We start from the raw sequence: 18136 nt of genomic DNA on the forward strand, positions 1-18136 counted from the left end.
CGTGCGTACTTTAACGATTATTACCGGAGCCTCACGAGGTTTGGGCTTTGAGCTCGCTCGTCAGTCTCTGAAAAAAGGCGACTGTGTCGTCACGATGGAGCGCAAGCCGAACCCCGAACTCGTCAATCAGGCCAAAGAAATTGACTGCGAATTTGTGCAGTTCTCCGCCGACCTGCTTGACAGAAAAGGCGCGGTAGAACTTTTGAGCTGGTGGCTTTCGGGTGAGGAATACAAGGATTTCGAGCGCGTTAACCTCATCAACAACGCCGGAGTTCTCGGCCCTGTCGGTCCGATTGAATACCAAACACCGCAGGCCGCGGTGGACTGCATTCGCATTAATTTTGAAATTCCGGTGCTTCTTACCCAAGCGTTTCTGGCCGACACAAGGGACTGGAAAGCCGATCGGCGCGTTCTGAACATTTCTTCGGGCGCCGCACGCAAATCCGTCCCCGGCTGGGCCATGTACTGCTCAACCAAAGCGGCGCTTGACCGATTTACCGCTGTCACCGCGGAAGATCAGGCGCGTCTCGTGAACGGCGCAAAACTTGCCTCGACCGCTCCCGGTGTTGTCGATACCGATATGCAGGCGCGCATCCGCGAAAGCTCTCCGGACGCCTTCCCCGGCGTCGATCGCTTTAAAAAGCTCAAATCGGAGGGCGGCTTGGTCAGCGCGGAAGAGACCGCGCGCAAACTGCTTGAATACCTGAACAGCAGTGACTTTGGGAAAGAGCCTATTACAGATATCCGAATTATTAATGGAGGAAAAAGTGTCTAACGAAAAAGCCGAACAGCAGACAGAAGAGTCTGCCGTTCAGGAAAACCATCTGATTGCCGAACGTCTGGCAAAACTCGATAAGCTCAGAGCCGCCGGCGTCGCTTATCCGAACGACTTCGTGCAGAAGGACCGCACAGGTGACGTCCGTCGTCTTCACGGAGAAAAATCTGCTGAAGAGCTCGAAGCTTCTCCGGTTGAAGTTACTCTCGCAGGCCGTGTGATGCTGAAGCGTGTCATGGGCAAAGCAAGCTTCATGACGCTCAAAGACGGCACCGGTCACATTCAGCTTTTCCTGACTAAAACGGAAGTTGGCGAAGAAGTCTACGATTTCTTCAAAAAGATGATTGATATCGGCGACATCATCGGTGTCAGCGGCGATCTCTTCCTTACAAAGACAGGAGAACTGACCGTTCGCGTCAAGACACTTCGTCTCCTGACCAAGAACATTCGTCCCCTGCCCGACAAGTTCCACGGTCTGTCTGATCCGGAAATGCGCTACAGACAGCGTTATGTGGATCTCATCATGAATGAGGACACCCGCAGAACATTCATCATTCGTTCCAAGGCCATCGCAGAAACCCGCAAATTCATGATGGAGCACTTCTTCATGGAAGTGGAAACTCCGATGCTGCATCCGATCCCGGGCGGCGCAAACGCCAAACCGTTCATCACGCACCACAACGCGCTCGACATGGACATGTACCTCAGAATCGCTCCGGAGCTTTATCTGAAGAGACTCGTGGTCGGCGGTTTTGAACGCGTGTTCGAGCTGAACCGCTCCTTCCGAAATGAAGGTGTTGACGTCCGTCACAATCCTGAATTCACTATGATGGAGTTCTACGCCGCCTACAAGGAATACCACTGGCTGATGGACTACACGGAAGAGCTTCTGAGAACCGTCGCCGTCAACACGATCGGCACCGCGAAGATTTCCTATCAGGGCCACGAGATCGATCTGACCAAACCGTTTGATCGTCTGACCGCCAAAGACGCGGTTCTCAAATATGCGCCTCAATACACATCCGAGCAGCTTGAAGACGCGGACTTTATGCGCAAGGAACTGGTCCGTTTGGGCGAACCAGCCAAAGAAGACGCCGGCATCGGCGCGCTTCAGATGGCGATGTTCGAAGCCACGACTGAAGCCAAGCTGATTCAGCCGACATACATCATCGACTATCCGGTTGAAATCTCTCCGCTTGCCCGCGCCTCCGATACTCGCAAAGGCATTACGGAAAGATTTGAGCTCTTCATGGCCGGACGCGAAACTGCCAACGGATTCTCCGAACTGAATGATCCGCAGGATCAGGCGGCTCGATTCAAAGCTCAGGCCGATCTGAAAGCCAAAGGCGATGATGAAGCCATGTATTACGACGCCGACTATGTCCGCGCGCTCGAATACGGCCTGCCTCCGACAGGCGGCTGCGGCGTCGGTCTTGACCGCTTTGTCATGCTTCTGACAGACTCCGCGAGCATTCGTGACGTACTGCTGTTCCCGCACATGCGTCCTGAAGCCTAATCGGAGCTGCCATGGATAGAAAAACGAGAATTGCCGAATTAATCGCGCAAAAGCGCGCAGAAGCCGCGGTACCGATCCCGGACGAGCGAATCCCCTTTGTCTCTAACGGGGTTCAGGTCGGTCATCTTCTGCGTCAGGACGCTCTGTTTCTGGTTCGGCGGTTCCGTTTTTTTGAGATTCGCGAAGACGCTCTGCTTTTTAGTGCTCAGGATTCCGCACAGGCCTCACGCAGGCTTGCCGCGGTTTCTCAGATTTTTAAAGCTGAACGCAAGGTGTTCGCTTGGCGCGATGAGCTGCTGCCCGTCGTTCCGATGCACGATCTCGGCAGAGCCTGCACATTGGCCGCGATTGAACGGGCAATGTGCCGTCCGTTCGCTTTTTCCACGTTTGCCGTACACCTGAATCCGTTCACAGAGGACGGCAGACTGTGGGTCGCCCAGCGCTCCTTTAAGAAAGCGATCGGGCCGGGCTACTGGGATAACTGTGCGGCGGGCATGGTGCCTCTGAACGAGAGTTTCCCTTCGGCGATGGTTCGCGAAGCTTATGAAGAAGCCGGCATTGAGCCGGGTACTATCGCGTTTTATTTCTGTTCCCGCCATCTGATTTCGCGCCCGGTACACGAAGGCTGGATGCGGGAGAATACAATCCTTTTCAACGCTGATGTTTCGGATTCATTCCGTCCGCACAACGTTGACGGTGAAGTGGAAAAATTTGAACTCATGACACCGGACGATATTCTTGATCGGATGGAAGCGGGACTCTTCACCTTTGAGTCTTCGCTCTCAATTCTGGTCGGTTTAGCCGCCAAGGAAGGCATGCCTACAGAGCTGGATCTCTACTAAATCCGAAGCAGACAAAAAACGGCCGAAATTTTCGGCCGTTTTTTTTCTGTAAAGCGCCTGAGCTATTCGCGTTCTTCAAGCCAAGCCATCAAAATCGCTTCAAGAATCTTTTCATTGCTCGCCTGAGGATCATCCTTAAAAACCGGCAGAGAGCAGATCATCGCGTGCATCTTTTCGAAACCGAGCGTGAGTGGATCTGTATCGGGGTACGTATCCGCAAGCTCAATCGCGATGTCCTGAGTGTCTTTCCAAGTCAGCGTCATCAGCCGTTCTCTCTTGCATGGTTACGCGAGTATTTGGGAATTTCAACAGCAATATCTTCACTGCCGACCTTGGTTTGGCAGGTCAGACGGGAATTGTTCTGAAGCGCCCATGCTTCGTCCAGCAGATCTTCCTCTGCGTCTTCCGCCGGCGGTAGGCTGTCAAAGCCCTTCGTGATATAGCAGTGGCAGGTCGTGCAGGCGCAGGAGAACTCGCATGCGTGATCGATATTGACACCGTTGGCAATCAGACTGCGGGCGAGATTGGCACCTTCAGGCGCTTCAAACTCTGCGCCGTTCGGGCAGATTGTCGGATGGGGCAGAACTGTAATTTTCGGCATTATTTAAACCTCGTCAACTGTTTTTCCCTGAAGCGCTGCAAGAATAGTTCGATTCATTCTTCTTGCCGCGAAATCCTGGGTTCCGTCAGAAAGAAGCTTAATCGACAGCTTCAGGGCCTGTACATCATCTTGCGCTCTATCGGACTCAAGCCTAGCGATCATCGCGTCGATTCGAGCACGTTCCTCCTCGTTCAGAAGATCGCCGTCCTGGCTGAGCGCGGAATATACACTTTCCAACAGACGCGCCGCCTCGACCTTCTGCTCGCGAAGTTCGCGTGTCTTCATATCTTCCTGCGCATGACCGTAGGAGTCTTTCAGCATGCGTGTAATCTCGTCCTCAGAGAGTCCATAGGACGGTTTAACAGATACCGCGGCTTCTACTCCGGTTTTCTGTTCACGAGCGGTGACGGAAAGCAGACCGTCAGCGTCAACCTGGAATGTGACGCGAATACGCGCTGCGCCGGCGACATTCGGAGGAATTCCGTGCAGTGCGAATTTAGCGAGCGAGCGGCAGTCTTCGGCAAGGTCACGCTCGCCCTGCAGGACATGGAAAGACATCGCAGTCTGTCCGTCCTTAAAGGTCGTAAAGTCCTGAGCCATCGCGACCGGAATCGGCGTATTGCGCGGAATAATCTTCTCGACCAAACCGCCCATCGTTTCCAGGCCGAGCGAAAGCGGCGTCACATCAAGAAGAAGCCAATCGTCGCCGGAGCGGTTGCCCGCCAGAAGATTCGCCTGAAGCGCCGCGCCGATCGCTACGACCTCATCCGGGTCGATATTGGTCAGCGGTCCGCGCTCAAAGTAATCGGCCACAGCCTTGCGAATACAAGGCATACGAGTAGATCCGCCGACAAGCACCACGCCCTTGACTTCATCGCGCTTTAACTTCGCGTCCTTCAGTGTCCGGCGTGTCGCTTCAATGGTGCGCTCAACCAGATGATGCGTAATCGAATTGAAGACTTCGCGCGAAATCGTCAGGTTAACAATTCGGTCGCCGGACAGTTTGGCGTGAATTGTCGTTTTCGTTTCACCGGTTAGATTTTCTTTAGCGGCCTTGGACTTTGCCATCAGCATGCGGCTGTCAGCTCTTGTCAGCAGCGGATTACCCAGCTGATCAAGCACCCAGCAGTACAGGCGCTGGTCAAAATCGTCGCCGCCGAGCTGACTGTTGCCGCCGGTGGCAAGCACCTCAAAAACGCCCTTCGTCAGTCGAAGCACGGACACATCAAAGGTACCGCCGCCGAGATCGTACACGACGTAGAGACCTTCGGCGCTGTTGTCCAATCCGTACGCCAGCGCTGCGGCGGTCGGCTCGCTCAGCAGACGTAAAACGTTCAGTCCCGCAAGTTTGGCCGCGTCTTTGGTTGCCTGACGCTGAGCGTCATCAAAATACGCCGGCACCGTGACGACCGCGCCTACCAGTTCACCGCCAAGCGTCTGCTCGGCGCGGGCCTTGAGCGTCTTCAGTATGTCTGCGGAAATTTCTACCGGGCTCTTGACGCCCTGAGCGGTCTTAAGCTGAACCATCCCTTCACCGTGAACAAAGTCGTACGGCATATAGCGATGATTTTTAAGCTCTTCCGAGCCTCGCCCCATTAAGCGCTTTACGCTCGTGATCGTGTTCACCGGGTCGGTACGGGCGAATTCTTTAGCGCCCTCGCCGACCGTAATGCTTCCGTCTTCTCCGTAATGAACAACCGACGGGAGAAGTTTCCGATCACTCTCATCAAGGAGCACTTCGGCCGCACCGTTACGCACCGTCGCGACAAGAGAATTTGTGGTTCCGAGGTCAATACCAACAGCGAACCGCTCCTCGTGAGGAGCGGTTGACAAGCCCGGTTCAGCAATTTGTAAAAGGGACATTATGAAAAATCCTGAAGCTGGCGATTTAAGAACATGATTTTTTTAATTTCCTCAGCCGCCAGCGCAGCATCGGACTTATCATCAAGCGCCTCTTTGACGCGGCGGATCAGATCCTGCCTCTCGGACTCAATTTCCTTTTTAAGCCGATCCAGCTCTGCACTGTCAGCGGCCGCTTTCGCATCTGCGATCGCCTCCCGGCGCTCGAGCTGATCAAAGAGGAAAGTTCCATCAAGAGTTCCGCTTCTTTCTCCGTCCACCACGACGCCCTTCATTGAGCACAGCAGTTTGCCGCGCTCAACCGGGTCATTAAGCTTGTGGTAGGCGTCGTTGATCAGTGCCGCCCATTGCTCAGCGACACGTTTCTCGGCATCGGACGCGGAGGCGAACCGGTCGGGATGAACTTTGCGCTGAACTTCCAGATACTTCTTCTGAAGCTGATCCTCGTCCAGATCAAATTTCGGTGCAAGACCAAAAATTTCAAACGGATTCAAAGCCGCCATGCCGCCTCCAATCAGAATTAAACGTGGAAGGACTTGCCGCAGCCGCAGCTTTCCTTTTCGTTAGGATTTTTGAACTTAAAGCCGGTGTTCAAGCCCTCACGAACGAAGTCAAGTTCTGTTCCGTCAATGTAGGGAAGGCTCTTCGGATCCACGATCACTTTGATGCCGAAGCTTTCGTAAACGTTGTCTTCCGGTTCAAGCTTGTCTGCGAACTCCAGGGCGTAGGCCATGCCCGAGCATCCGCTGGTTTTCACTCCGACTCTGAGACCGAGCCCCTTACCGCGCTTAGCCAGAAATTCGGAAACGTGCTGCGCGGCTTTTTCTGTCAGCGTAACGGCCATTATTTCTGCTCCTTTTTCGCCTGTTTGCTGCGATAGTCTTCAACGGCCGCCTTGATCGCGTCTTCAGCCAAAATTGAACAGTGGATCTTCACGGGAGGCAGCTCAAGCTCTTCAGCGATCGCCGAGTTCTTCAGCTGTTCAGCCTCTTCAATGGTTTTGCCCTTAATCAGTTCTGTCACCAAAGAGCTTGAAGCGATCGCGCTTGTGCAGCCGTAGGTTTTGAACTTTGCGTCTTCAATGACGCCCTTGTCATTCACTTTGATCTGCAGGCTCAGCACATCGCCGCAGGCAGGTGCGCCGCGTGTTCCGGTACCAACATTGGGATCGTTTTTATCCATCCGGCCGACATTTCTCGGATGGTTGAAATGGTCCATGACTTTATCGCTGTATTGCATCTGAAATTCCTTTACTTTTTAGTGATCTGTCCATTTAACCTGTTTCAGGTCAACGCCTTCCTTGTACATCTCCCACAGCGGAGACATTTCTCTGAGTTCGGCGACTTTTTCCTTGATCAGTTTGACGGTGTAGTCAATCTCTTCTTCCGTTGTGAAGCGGCCGAGGCTGAAACGGATCGAGCTGTGCGCAAGCTCATCGTCAATACCGAGCGCTCTCAGAACGTAGGAAGGTTCAAGGCTTGCGGATGTGCAGGCAGAACCGGAAGAGACGGCGATATCTTTGCAACTTGCCATCAGCGCTTCACCTTCGACAAAGGCAAAACTCATATTGAGGTTAAAGCAAGCTCTGTGTTCCATGCTTCCGTTGACATGAACAGCCTCGATCTCCGAAAGGCCCTTGAGCAGTTTGTCGCGAAGCTTCTTGATACGGGCGCATTCTTCATCCATCTCAAGGCGAGCCAGACGATAAGCCTCGCCCATACCGACGATCTGATGAGTCGCGAGTGTGCCGCTGCGCATGCCTCTTTCATGGCCGCCGCCGTGAATGATGGCTTCGATACGAACACGCGGTTTACGGCGAACATAGAGCGCGCCCATGCCTTTCGGACCGTAGACTTTATGAGCGGAAAGGCTCATCAGGTCAATTTTCATCTTCTGCATGTCAAGCGGCATCTTGCCGACAGCCTGAGTGGCGTCCACGTGGAAAAGGATGCCTCTTTCGCGGCACATTTCTCCGATCTTCTCGATATCCTGAATGACGCCAATCTCATTGTTGATCGCCATAACGGAAACCAGAGTCGTGTCCGGACGCATTGCTTTGGCCAGTTCGTCCAGATCGAGAAGACCGTCTTCCTTGACGTCCATATACGTCACTTCAAAGCCTTCTCTCTCGAGTTCGCGCATGGAGTCGAGCACTGCTTTGTGTTCTGTTTTGACGGTGATCAGATGCTTGCCTTTGTCTTTGTGGAAGCGCGCGGCGCCCTTAAGCGCAAGGTTGTCGCTTTCTGTCGCACCGCTTGTCCAAACGATTTCCTTCGGATCAGCGTTGATGAGCTTAGCCACTTCGGCGCGTGCGTTTTCTACCGCTTCTTTGGCTTTCCAGCCGTACTCATGGCTGGTACTTGCGGCGTTGCCGAAGTTTTCATAGAGCCACGGAATCATCTTGTCGACAACTCTCGGATCAACCGGTGTGGTCGCAGAATAATCAAGGTAAATAGGGAACTTCATTTGTGTCTCCAAAAGGCTGAGCCTTTAATGAGGGGTTGTCTGTGATTTTTCGGTTAAATTTCTGACGATCGAAATCTTCTGGATGCCTTGGTCTTTCAGAAGTTTTTGCTCTGCAAGTCCTTTCAGCGTAATCCCGCTGAGGAAGCGTCTCATTTCCTCGTTGAGCCTGTCCCAAAGATCAAAAGTAATGCACTCGCCTTCTCCGTCGCAACAGTCTCGATCCTTCTCGCAGACTGACTTCTCAAGAGAGGCGTCCACCGCGTCGAGAATCTGCATCACCGTGATTTGATCCGCAGGCTTGGACAGGCGGTAGCCGCCCGTGGGTCCGCGGATTCCTTCAAGCAGCCCGGCCCGACGCAGTTTTCCAAAAATCTGCTCGAGATAAGCGCTTGAAAGATGACGGCGCTCGCCAATCGCCGCGATCGTCACATACTGCTCCGGGTCATGGAGCGCGATATCAAGCATCGCAGTTACGGCAAAACGTCCTTTGGTTGTAAGCTTCATACTATTTCCGATCTAATACGTCGGAAATAATACTCTTAATAATTTCCGACCGCAACTGTAGGAAATAAGAGAAAAATAAACGGAGGCCTCAGAATGAGGTCTCCGTCATCAGATTATCGAATCGACAACTAAGCGGCGGTCATTTCCGACTTAAAGGGATGAGCCGGGAACGTACATTGAAGCGCGTTTTTTGACGACTTCCAAAAGTCCTTCGCAGGCGTCCTCGCAGTAATCAAGGACGGTGTTGAACCCTTCGTTGCCTCCGTAGTACGGATCAGGCACCACCGCGGTATCGTATTCACTCGCGTATCTCATCAGCAGCGCGAGTTTGTGTTTATACATAGGCGGGCAAATCTGCTGCATCGCGGTCAGATTTTCCCAATCCATAGCGAGAATAAAATCGCATTCTCTGAAATCATCTGCGGTAATCTGGCGGGCTCTCAGCTCAGAGAGGTCGTATCCGCGCTTGCGTCCCGCGATCTGCGCACGCACGTCAGGCGCTTCGCCCACATGATAGCCGTGCGTACCGGCCGAATCCACCAATACTTTGTCAGAGAGGCCGGCCTCTTTCACCATCTTTTTAAAGACAGCTTCCGCCGTAGGAGAACGACAAATGTTCCCCATACATACAAACAATACTTTGACCATTTTTATTTCTTGATTAATTGTCGAACTTAATTTTTTTCACACATACCGCAAAGGTGCAATACGCGCTTATACAATAAGGATATAGCGCAAACCGCCCATTTGCAAAATTATAAGGGTAATCCTTAATAACGCAAACTATTTTTTGTTTCTGCCTAATTCTTTGCTCCGGATTCCTCGCCATCCACGCTCGCACCGAAAACCTGCTTCTTAATGAGGGCGATTTTGTCTCGAACCTGAGATGCCTTTTCAAACTCTAAGTTTTTAGCGTATTCAAACATTTCATTTTCGAGCCGCTTAAGTTCTTTTGCGAGCTGCTTCGGATCCATCGCCTGGTAATCATCACCATCGATTCGTGAAAAATCGTCTTCCAGGATATCTTCTTTATATACGCCGTCAATAATGTCTCGGATTTCTTTTTTCACGCTCTTTGGCGTGATGTGGTGCGCGACGTTGTACGCATGCTGTTTTTCGCGTCGGCGAGCCGTCTCGTCGATTGCCCGCCGCATAGAATCCGTGATGTGATCCGCATACAGAATCGCCTTGCCTTCCGCGTTTCTCGCCGCTCGTCCGATCGTCTGGATCAGGGAGCGTTCGCTTCTCAGGAACCCCTCTTTATCCGCGTCCAGAATGGCCACCAGCGTGACTTCCGGAATATCCAGGCCTTCACGCAGCAGGTTAATGCCCACCAGCACATCAAAAACACCCGCTCGCAGATCGCGAATAATCTCAACACGCTCGACCGTATCAATGTCCGAATGCAGATAGCGAACCTTCACATCGTTATCCTGCAGGAATTCGGTTAAATCTTCCGACATTCTTTTTGTCAGCGTGGTGATCAGGACACGCTGTCCTTTAGCCACTCGGGTTTTGATTTCTCCGAGCACGTCGTCAACCTGCGTCGCAGCAGGCCGCACCTCCACTTCCGGATCGAGCAGCCCGGTCGGGCGCACCACCTGCTCGACAATCTGGGAAGAATGATTCAGCTCATAGTCGGCGGGCGTTGCCGACACAAACACAGAGCGGCGCATTTTGCGCTCGAACTCGTCAAATCTGAGCGGGCGGTTGTCTTTAGCGCTCGGCAGACGGAATCCGTAATTCACCAGAGTCGACTTTCGCGCATTGTCTCCGCGGTACATACCGCCGATCTGCCCGAGAAGCACGTGGGATTCATCAAAAAACATCAATGAATCTTTCGGCAGATAATCGATGAGCGTCGCGGGCGGCTCGCCTTCTTTCGTTCCTTCGAGGTGGCGGCTGTAATTTTCAATACCTTTGCAGAAACCGACCTCATTGAGCATTTCCAAGTCAAAGTGCGTGCGCTCGCGGATTCTCTGGGCCTCAAGCAGCTTGCCCTCGGCAATAAACTTTGCTTCCTGCTCCTTGAGTTCCTGCTTGATCGCTTCAATCGCTCTGAGAATCTCCGCTCTCGGCGTGACGTAGTTCGATGTCGGGTAAATCGCGAATCGATCCACTTTCTGGCGCACCTTTCCGGTCAGCGGGTCAAAGAAGTACATCGCTTCGATTTCATCATCAAAAAGCTGGATTCGAAGCGCCATTTCGGAATGCTCAGCCGGGAAAACGTCGATCGTATCGCCTCTGACACGGAAAGTTCCGCGCGTGAATTCCATATCATTTCGATCGTACTGAATACGCACCAAGTGGGAGATCAGGTCTCTCTGCTCGATTTGTTCTCCGACTTTGAGGATGAGGCGCATCTCCGTATATGACTCGGGGCTGCCGATGCCGTAAATGGCCGACACGGTTGCCACAATGATGACGTCTCTTCGCTCGAGCACACTCTTTGAAGCCGAAAGTCTCATCTGTTCGATATGCTCATTGACGGCAGAATCCTTCTCAATAAAGAGGTCGCGCTGCGGCACATAGGCTTCCGGTTGGTAGTAGTCGTAGTAACTGACGAAGTATTCAACTGCATTTTTAGGGAAGAAGTCCCGCATTTCGGCGTACAGCTGAGCCGCCAAAGTTTTATTCGGAGCCATGATTAAAGTGGGCAGCCCAGTTTGGGCAATCACATTTGCCATGGTATAGGTCTTACCGCTTCCGGTTACACCGAGCAAAGTCTGAGCAGTCAGTCCGTCCTCAATCCCTTCCACCAGCTCTTTAATCGCATTGGGCTGATCGCCCGCCGCATCGAAAGGCTGATGAAGTTCAAAGGGTGAATTTGGATATTTAATAATTTTCAAGTGGAGCGCTCCGAATGAATAGTTTTATTAAAAATACTATGCAGTTTGCTACTTAAAAAATATTTTTTGCAACTATTCGCTTCTCCGAAATAGGTTTACGAAATGTTGCCATTTTGTAAGACAAAGCCTAGAATAAACCCGTGCTTGAGAAGATCAAGCACGATCATCTTTATCCATTAGGAATACTGCCATGTGTGTATTTAATATCGGCAAGTGCCTATTTAACATAGGCATGAGACGCACGCGTCATCTCACGCAGTTTTTAATGCGTGAATGCTTCTCGTTTGACAAGTTTTCCTCTTCCGGCTGCTAGTCCTTCCGTTTCTTTTTTGTTTGAAAAAGAAACGCGCTTATTTTTTCCTATCACATCTCTAAATTTGGCTGCTCGTTAATTTCGAGCATGGGGTTCTATGTCCTTAACGAATACAGGACAGGATTTTTATCGCCAAAACACAGAGATCGATTCCTAAATTTAATAACCGCTCATTATTTATAAATTAAGCGGCGAGGACTTTTATTATGCAAAAACTTAAAGTAGCAGCATCCCCGAAGATCAGAAACATCCTTGACGTTGAACGCGAAGTTCTGGATTTAAGCTCTGCAGACTTAACTGAGATTTCCGCTGTCGTCATTGATTTGGAAGACTACCGCAACGGTCGTCTTAAACGAGTAGACGCTTCTGCTTTCGGTCTTCCAATTTTCCTTATGCTGAACGCAAATGAGGAAACCCCGAAAGAGCTGATCGGCCGTATCGTCGGCGTCATTAATGACGAACCCACCAACCGCCGTCTGTACGCCCGCCAGATTGACGAAGCCGCGCTCCGTTATGAAAGCAAAGTTCTTCCCCCGTTCTTTGACTCCCTGAACAAATATGTTCGTCAAGGCAAGGCCCAGTTCGACTGTCCGGGACATCAGGGCGGTGCTTATTACCGCAGACACCCGGCTGGCCGCGCGTTCTATGATTTCTTCGGTGAAGAAATCTTCCGCTCTGACCTGTGCAACGCCGACGTTTCCATGGGTGACCTTCTGATTCACGAAGGCGCTCCGCTCGCAGCACAGAAAGCCGCAGCCAAGATTTACAACGCGGACAAAACTTACTTCGTCTTAAACGGCACATCCGCTTCCAACAAAGTCGTTCTGAACGCCGCCTTGACCCCGGGCGATCTGGTTCTTTACGACCGCAACAATCACAAGTCCGTCAACCACGGTGCTCTTTTACAGGCCGGCGCCACTCCGGTCTACCTTGAAACAAGCCGCAATCCTTACGGCTTCATCGGCGGTATTGACGAACACTGCTTTGACGAAAAATATCTGCGCGACTTAGTTCGTGAAGTCGCTCCTGAAAAAGCTGACGCAAAGCGTCCGTTCCGTCTTGCCGTTATTCAGCTCGGCACATACGACGGCACTATTTACAATGCTCGTCAGGTTGTTGACCGTATCGGTCATCTATGCGACTACATTCTGTTTGACTCCGCTTGGGTCGGATATGAACAGTTCATTCCGATGATGCGCGACTCCTCTCCGCTGCTCTTGGACCTCGGACCTGAAGACCCCGGCATTTTCGTCACACAGTCTGTACATAAACAGCAGGCCGGTTTCTCTCAGACTTCTCAGATTCACAAGAAGGACTCTCACATTAAGGGTCAGGCAAGATACATCCCGCACAAGGTTGTGAACAACGCCTTTATGATGCATGCTTCCACCAGCCCCTTCTATCCGCTCTTTGCCGCTTTGGACGTCAACGCGAAGATGCAGGAAGGCGAAGCCGGAAGAAATCTGTGGGCCGACTGCGTACGCACAACGATTGAAGCCAGAAAGCTGCTTCTTGCGACTTGCCATTACATTAAGCCCTTCATCCCGACAAGAGTCAACGGTACACCGTGGCAGGATTATCCGACCGCTCAGATCGCAACCGATCTGAACTTCTTCAAGTTTGTCCCGGGTGAAAAATGGCATGCTTTCGAAGGCTACGGCACAAATCAGTATTTCGTTGATCCGTGCAAGTTCATGCTTACCACACCGGGCATCAATACTGAAACCGGTGAGTATGAAGAATTTGGCGTACCGGCCACAATTCTTGCCAACTATCTCCGCGAAAACGGCATCATCCCCGAAAAGAATGACCTTAACTCCATTCTCTTCCTGATGACTCCTGCCGAAGACAAAGAGAAGATGGATCATCTCGTAACGCAGATCGCCAGATTCGAACGTCTGCTTGACGATGACGCTCCGCTTGAAGAAGCTCTTCCGGCTATTTATAAAGCCAATGAAGAACGCTACAAGGGTTACACGATTCGTCAGCTCTGTCAGGAAATGCACGATTTCTATAAAGACAGAAACATTAAAGAGCTGCAAAAGAGAATGTTCCGCAAGGACTATTTCCCGAAATCCGTTATCAATCCGCAGGCCGCTCACTTTGCTTTCATCAGAGGCGACGCTGAATTGATTCCGCTTGATCAGGCCGAAGGCCGTGTTGCCGCAGAAGGTGCTCTTCCCTATCCTCCAGGAGTTCTCTGCTGCTTCCCGGGCGAAGTCTGGGGCGGTCCGGTTCTGGAATACTTCCTCGCTTGGGAAGAAGCGATGACCCGCATGCCGGGCTTCGCACCTGAACTTCAGGGTGTTTACGTCAAGGATGAGAACGGTAAGAAGCGCGTCTACTGCTACGTTCTCAAAGAAGACGTTGCCAACAAACTGATGCAGTCCAAGTAAATAAAAAGATCCCAAGTCAATCTTCCTTCGGCGCCCCGGCGCCGAAGGCCTGAGAGGAAAAAAATGTCTGAAAATCGTGCAAAAATGTCTGTAACGCAGCTCACACTGCTGACTGCGATCAATATGATGGGTTCCGGTATTGTCATGCTCCCGACAAAACTCGCTGAAGTCGGAACCATTTCCATTCTGTCCTGGCTGATTACCGCGCTCGGTTCTCTGTGCTTAGCCTATGCTTTCGCGAAATGCGGTATGTTCAGTAAGCGTCCCGGCATGGGCGGCTATACCGAATACGCCTTTGGCAAGGCCGGCAACTTCATGGCCAACTACACATACGGCGTCTCGCTGCTTTTCGCCAATATCGCGATTGCGATCACCTGTGTCGGCTACGGCTCTGAATTCTTAGGCATCGAGCTTTCTCCGGTTGCTGTATGCGTTTCCACCATCGCAGTTCTCTGGGTCTGTACAGCGGCCAACTTCATGGGCGCCTCCATCACCGGCAAGTTCTCTTCCGTCGCTGTCTGGTGTGCCATTCTTCCGGTTCTCGCTCTGTCCGTTATCGGCTGGTTCTGGTTCAGCCCCACCATGTACGTTGAAGCATGGAACCCGCACAATGAACCCTTCTTCAGTGCTGTCGGCGCTTCCATCTCCATGACGCTGTGGGCCTTCCTCGGCCTGGAAAGCGCCTGTGCCAACAGTGACGCTGTCGATAATCCTGAAAAGAACGTTCCGATTGCGGTTATGGCTGCGACGATCGGCGTGGCGATCATCTACATCGTCTCCACCAATATCATCGCCGGTATTGTTCCGAACGCTGAACTGGTTAAATCCAATGCGCCTTTCGGTCTGACCTTCACCATGATGTTCAACTCCACGATCGGCAAGATCGTCATGATGCTGCTCGTTCTGTCCTGCGCCGGTTCCACACTCGGCTGGCAGTTCACGATCGCCAAAGTTTTCCAGCAGTCTGCTGTTGACGGTTTCTTCCCGAAGGTTTTCGCCAAAGTGAACAAGTGGGAAGCTCCGGTTGCCGGCATGCTGATCATCGTTGCGATCCAGACCTGCTTCTGCTTCATGACCATCAGCCCCGAACTCTTCAAACAGTTCAACACGCTGGTTGACCTTGCAGTTGTGACAAACATCATGCCGTACATCCTGTCCATGGCTGCCGTCGCAGTCATCATGAAGGCTGCCAAGGTTGAAGCTTCAAAAGCGAAGTTCTATGTGTTCATCGGATTTATCGGTGCAGTCTACAGCTTCTACGCTCTCTTCTCCACAGGCATCAATGAAGTCTTCTACGGCTCTCTGGTCACATTCTTAGGCTGGACACTTTGGGGATTCATCGCACCGCGTTTTTCAAAAGATGAAGCCTAATCAATAAAGCTGAAAGTCTCTTTTAAAGGGCTCGCTTCCGGTTATCGGAAGCGGGCCTTTTCGTTTCACCAATAGGAAAGGCCGACGGAGATTGGTTATTTGCATAACCGGCTCGCATCGGCCTTTGGTTTCGGGAGCGGTACTTCCGAGCTTTTACCCGGAATAAGCCGCCGTTTATTCCCGATTTATTTCTTGGCGACCATATAGGGCTCTTGGAAGAGTTTGCCTGTGTAGTCAACTTTGACGAGAATATGTTTATTCTCGACCTGAATTCCCCCCCCCTGCTTCACTTCCTTACGGACAAAAGCAGTTTTCTCAGCCACAAACTTTCCCTGAGCAAGGGCCTCGGGACTCCAGCGATGCACAATCTTCGCATTAGCCGCAGCGGAGGCGGCGAGAAGACACGCGGCGAGTACACAAATTCCAACTTTCATTTCTTTCTCCTTGTTGCTTCATGTTAACTCAAGGCAAGTCATTAACCGGAAGGCTCAATTGAAAAATTTTCACCTTCACCCTCCACTATAAACATCTCCAATGATTTGGAAATACGAGAAAACCCGTCAGGCACAAGTTCTGTATGAGGGTTTGGTACGAATTTCGCAATTGATAGAAAAAAACAATAAATCCTGTCACCTTTTGGATTAATCTTGAGTCATACCTTTTATCCAAACTCTCAAGAGGAAATGATGTCTGAATCTATTTTTGATGTTGTTGCGCAAGCCCCCGAAGACCCCATTCTCGGTCTGAATGAAGCCTTCAAGACTGACCCGCGCGAAAAGAAAGTCAATTTAAGTATTGGCGTGTACTGCACAGAAGAAGGAAAGGTTCCTCTGCTGAATGTTGTTGAAAAGGCCGAGCAGAAGATTCTTGAAGAGGGTGCTCCCCATACTTACCTTCCCATTTCCGGTCTGCCTTCATTCACGAGCGGCGTTCAGAAGCTCCTCTTCGGAGAGGACTCCGCTCTGATCAAAGACAAGAAAGCCGTGACAGTCCAGTCGCTTGGGGGCACCGGCGCACTGAAAGTCGGCGCAGACTTCCTCGCTCAGGTACTTCCGAATCCGGAAGCGATTGTGAGCGCTCCGACCTGGCAGAATCACGTTGCTATTTTTGAACAGGCCGGTTTCGAAGTCGGCTCCTACCCGTACTATGACAAGGCAAGCGGCGAGATTAACTTCCCCGCGATGCTTGAATCGCTGAAAGGCCTCAAAGAAAACACTGTTGTGATTCTTCACGCCTGCTGCCACAACCCGACAGGTCTTGATCTGACGCAGGAACAGTGGGCACAGGTTGTTGACGTATGCGCCGCACACAAACTGATTCCTTTCCTTGATATCGCCTATCAGGGCTTTGGCGACGGTCTTGAAGAAGACGCAGGCGCCATCCGTCAGTTTGCCGCTTCGGGCATCACATTCCTTGTTGCGAATTCCTTCTCGAAGTCCTTCTCCCTGTATGGCGAACGTATCGGTGCTCTGACTGTTGTCTGCCACAACTCGGAAGAAGCCTCCAGAGTTATGAGTGCGCTTAAAGCGGTCATCCGCGCCAACTACTCCAACCCGCCCGCCCATGGCGCCAAGATTGTCGGTCAGGTTCTTAACGATCCGGAGCTTCTTGCTCAGTGGCACGCAGACCTGAAAGAAATGCGCGAACGCATCAAAGAGATGCGCCGTGATCTCGCTGATGAACTCAAAGCGTTAGGCGCCAAGAAAGACTTCGAATTTGTGACACGTCAGAAAGGCATGTTCTCCTTCTCCGGTCTGACTCCCGAACAGGTTCAGCGCCTGAAGGACGAATTCGGCGTTTACGCGGTCAAGAGCGGACGTATCTGCGTCGCCTCTCTCAATAAAGGAAACGTCAAATACACAGCCGAGGCCATTAAAGAAGTCCTCTAAAACTTAGGCCAAAGCAAAGTTTCAGACGCCGCGCACCGCGGCGTCTTTTTTGTCTCTTTGTTTGCGTTCTGTCGATGAGTACGATCCAAGCGAAAAATTGAAAAAAATTTCTCTTTTCATTTGCACGAGTGACTTTGTTTGTGTATAGTTACGGTCTATTGATTCCCCGATAGCTCAGTCGGTAGAGCGACGGACTGTTAATCCGCAGGTCGTTGGTTCAAGTCCAACTCGGGGAGCCAATACTCAAGCCGCGCGAGCGGTTTTATTTTCGGTGCCGCAAGGCTCCGCGTGATTCCCCGATAGCTCAGTCGGTAGAGCGACGGACTGTTAATCCGCAGGTCGTTGGTTCAAGTCCAACTCGGGGAGCCATACTCAGGCCGCGAAAGCGGTTTTATTTCCGGTGCCGCAAGGCTCCGTGCGATTCCCCGATAGCTCAGTCGGTAGAGCGACGGACTGTTAATCCGCAGGTCGTTGGTTCAAGTCCAACTCGGGGAGCCAGAATTCTCGAAACGCCGTTTTTTGACGGCGTTTTTCTTTTTCCGCGGCGTTTTTGCGCACGAAGCCCTGAAATATTGCAGAATCTAGAGCCTCTAGCAGAGGCTCAGCTTTTAATCTGAAGGCATCTTCTTTAGAAGTCTGTCTCTTCTTCGTCGTCTTCGTAGACCTGCGCCTTTTCAGGCTCTGCATCAGGAACCGGAACCCCGAGGGCTTCAAATAACATCCGTCTTTTCCCTGCGATTTCACCGAAGTAGTA

Annotated in this window: 17 protein-coding genes and 3 tRNA genes; 9 read left to right on the plus strand and 11 right to left on the minus strand. The window is 51.7% G+C overall.

What is annotated here, in order from left to right; translation table 11 throughout:
• The first annotated feature begins 1 nt into the window (after position 1).
• Genes E5987_RS09090 through E5987_RS09100 form a run of 3 tightly spaced genes read left to right on the plus strand, consistent with a single transcriptional unit; the run spans position 2 to position 3133 of the window.
• Positions 2 to 775 carry an SDR family NAD(P)-dependent oxidoreductase gene (locus E5987_RS09090; RefSeq protein ID WP_160335774.1) on the plus strand — a complete coding sequence of 258 codons (774 nt, stop codon included), beginning with the start codon at positions 2 to 4 and terminating at the stop codon, positions 773 to 775.
• The gene (lysS, locus tag E5987_RS09095; RefSeq protein ID WP_160335775.1) at positions 756 to 2291 is read left to right on the plus strand and encodes a lysine--tRNA ligase; all 1536 of its coding nucleotides are present in this window, start codon (positions 756 to 758) and stop codon (positions 2289 to 2291) included. Before E5987_RS09090 ends, lysS begins: the two co-directional genes overlap by 20 nt.
• 11 nt (positions 2292 to 2302) lie before the next feature.
• The gene (locus E5987_RS09100) at positions 2303 to 3133 is read left to right on the plus strand and encodes an NUDIX hydrolase (protein WP_160335776.1); all 831 of its coding nucleotides are present in this window, start codon (positions 2303 to 2305) and stop codon (positions 3131 to 3133) included.
• A 62-nt stretch (positions 3134 to 3195) separates the two neighbouring features.
• On the opposite strand, the gene iscX is transcribed toward E5987_RS09100, so the two are convergent.
• From iscX to uvrB, 10 genes are all read right to left on the minus strand, one after another.
• Positions 3196 to 3396 (minus strand): Fe-S cluster assembly protein IscX, encoded by a 201-nt coding sequence (iscX, locus tag E5987_RS09105; protein ID WP_160335777.1) that lies wholly within the window; start codon positions 3394 to 3396, stop codon positions 3196 to 3198.
• Positions 3396 to 3734 carry an ISC system 2Fe-2S type ferredoxin gene (gene fdx, locus E5987_RS09110; protein WP_160335778.1) on the minus strand — a complete coding sequence of 113 codons (339 nt, stop codon included), beginning with the start codon at positions 3732 to 3734 and terminating at the stop codon, positions 3396 to 3398. Before fdx ends, iscX begins: the two co-directional genes overlap by 1 nt.
• Before the next feature lie 3 nt (positions 3735 to 3737).
• On the minus strand, positions 3738 to 5597 hold the full coding sequence (gene hscA / locus E5987_RS09115) for a Fe-S protein assembly chaperone HscA (RefSeq protein ID WP_160335779.1): 1860 nt from the start codon (positions 5595 to 5597) through the stop codon (positions 3738 to 3740).
• Positions 5597 to 6097 carry a Fe-S protein assembly co-chaperone HscB gene (hscB, locus tag E5987_RS09120; RefSeq protein ID WP_160335780.1) on the minus strand — a complete coding sequence of 167 codons (501 nt, stop codon included), beginning with the start codon at positions 6095 to 6097 and terminating at the stop codon, positions 5597 to 5599. Before hscB ends, hscA begins: the two co-directional genes overlap by 1 nt.
• A gap of 17 nt (positions 6098 to 6114) precedes the next feature.
• Positions 6115 to 6438, minus strand: a complete 324-nt coding sequence (gene iscA, locus E5987_RS09125) for an iron-sulfur cluster assembly protein IscA (RefSeq protein WP_160335781.1) — start codon at positions 6436 to 6438, stop codon at positions 6115 to 6117.
• Positions 6438 to 6833, minus strand: a complete 396-nt coding sequence (gene iscU / locus E5987_RS09130; protein WP_160335782.1) for a Fe-S cluster assembly scaffold IscU — start codon at positions 6831 to 6833, stop codon at positions 6438 to 6440. The genes iscA and iscU overlap by 1 nt, the downstream gene beginning before the upstream one ends.
• Before the next feature lie 18 nt (positions 6834 to 6851).
• Positions 6852 to 8060, minus strand: coding sequence for an IscS subfamily cysteine desulfurase (locus tag E5987_RS09135; RefSeq protein WP_160335783.1), 1209 nt, complete (start codon positions 8058 to 8060; stop codon positions 6852 to 6854).
• A gap of 24 nt (positions 8061 to 8084) precedes the next feature.
• The gene (locus tag E5987_RS09140; RefSeq protein WP_160335784.1) at positions 8085 to 8564 is read right to left on the minus strand and encodes an Rrf2 family transcriptional regulator; all 480 of its coding nucleotides are present in this window, start codon (positions 8562 to 8564) and stop codon (positions 8085 to 8087) included.
• A 150-nt stretch (positions 8565 to 8714) separates the two neighbouring features.
• Positions 8715 to 9212 carry a low molecular weight protein-tyrosine-phosphatase gene (locus E5987_RS09145; protein ID WP_160335785.1) on the minus strand — a complete coding sequence of 166 codons (498 nt, stop codon included), beginning with the start codon at positions 9210 to 9212 and terminating at the stop codon, positions 8715 to 8717.
• A 152-nt stretch (positions 9213 to 9364) separates the two neighbouring features.
• A complete protein-coding gene (uvrB, locus tag E5987_RS09150; RefSeq protein WP_160335786.1) occupies positions 9365 to 11413 on the minus strand; it encodes an excinuclease ABC subunit UvrB in 2049 nt (682 codons plus the stop codon).
• Between the two features lie 519 nt (positions 11414 to 11932).
• On the opposite strand from uvrB, the gene speF reads away from it, so the two are divergent.
• Together speF and potE are read left to right on the plus strand one after the other, a co-directional pair.
• A complete protein-coding gene (gene speF, locus E5987_RS09155; protein ID WP_160335787.1) occupies positions 11933 to 14122 on the plus strand; it encodes an ornithine decarboxylase SpeF in 2190 nt (729 codons plus the stop codon).
• Positions 14123 to 14185: 63 nt separating this feature from the next.
• Complete coding sequence (potE, locus tag E5987_RS09160) at positions 14186 to 15493, plus strand: putrescine-ornithine antiporter (protein WP_160335788.1); 1308 nt, start codon at positions 14186 to 14188, stop codon at positions 15491 to 15493.
• A gap of 185 nt (positions 15494 to 15678) precedes the next feature.
• Here the strand turns inward: potE and E5987_RS09165 are convergent, their stop codons facing one another.
• On the minus strand, positions 15679 to 15927 hold the full coding sequence (locus E5987_RS09165; RefSeq protein WP_160335789.1) for a hypothetical protein: 249 nt from the start codon (positions 15925 to 15927) through the stop codon (positions 15679 to 15681).
• Positions 15928 to 16179: 252 nt separating this feature from the next.
• Here E5987_RS09165 and E5987_RS09170 point away from each other — a divergent pair, with 252 nt between their 5' ends.
• The 4 genes from E5987_RS09170 (at position 16180) to E5987_RS09185 (ending at position 17880) form a co-directional block, all read left to right on the plus strand.
• Positions 16180 to 17382 carry an amino acid aminotransferase gene (locus E5987_RS09170; RefSeq protein ID WP_160335790.1) on the plus strand — a complete coding sequence of 401 codons (1203 nt, stop codon included), beginning with the start codon at positions 16180 to 16182 and terminating at the stop codon, positions 17380 to 17382.
• 163 nt (positions 17383 to 17545) lie between these two features.
• Positions 17546 to 17621 (plus strand) — tRNA-Asn (locus tag E5987_RS09175).
• Positions 17622 to 17675: 54 nt separating this feature from the next.
• Positions 17676 to 17751 (plus strand) — tRNA-Asn (locus tag E5987_RS09180).
• Between the two features lie 53 nt (positions 17752 to 17804).
• Positions 17805 to 17880, plus strand: a tRNA-Asn gene (locus E5987_RS09185).
• Positions 17881 to 18136: the final 256 nt, after the last annotated feature.

The organism is Parasutterella muris (assembly GCF_009767915.1).
In the GTDB taxonomy this organism is placed as follows: domain Bacteria; phylum Pseudomonadota; class Gammaproteobacteria; order Burkholderiales; family Burkholderiaceae_F; genus Parasutterella; species Parasutterella muris.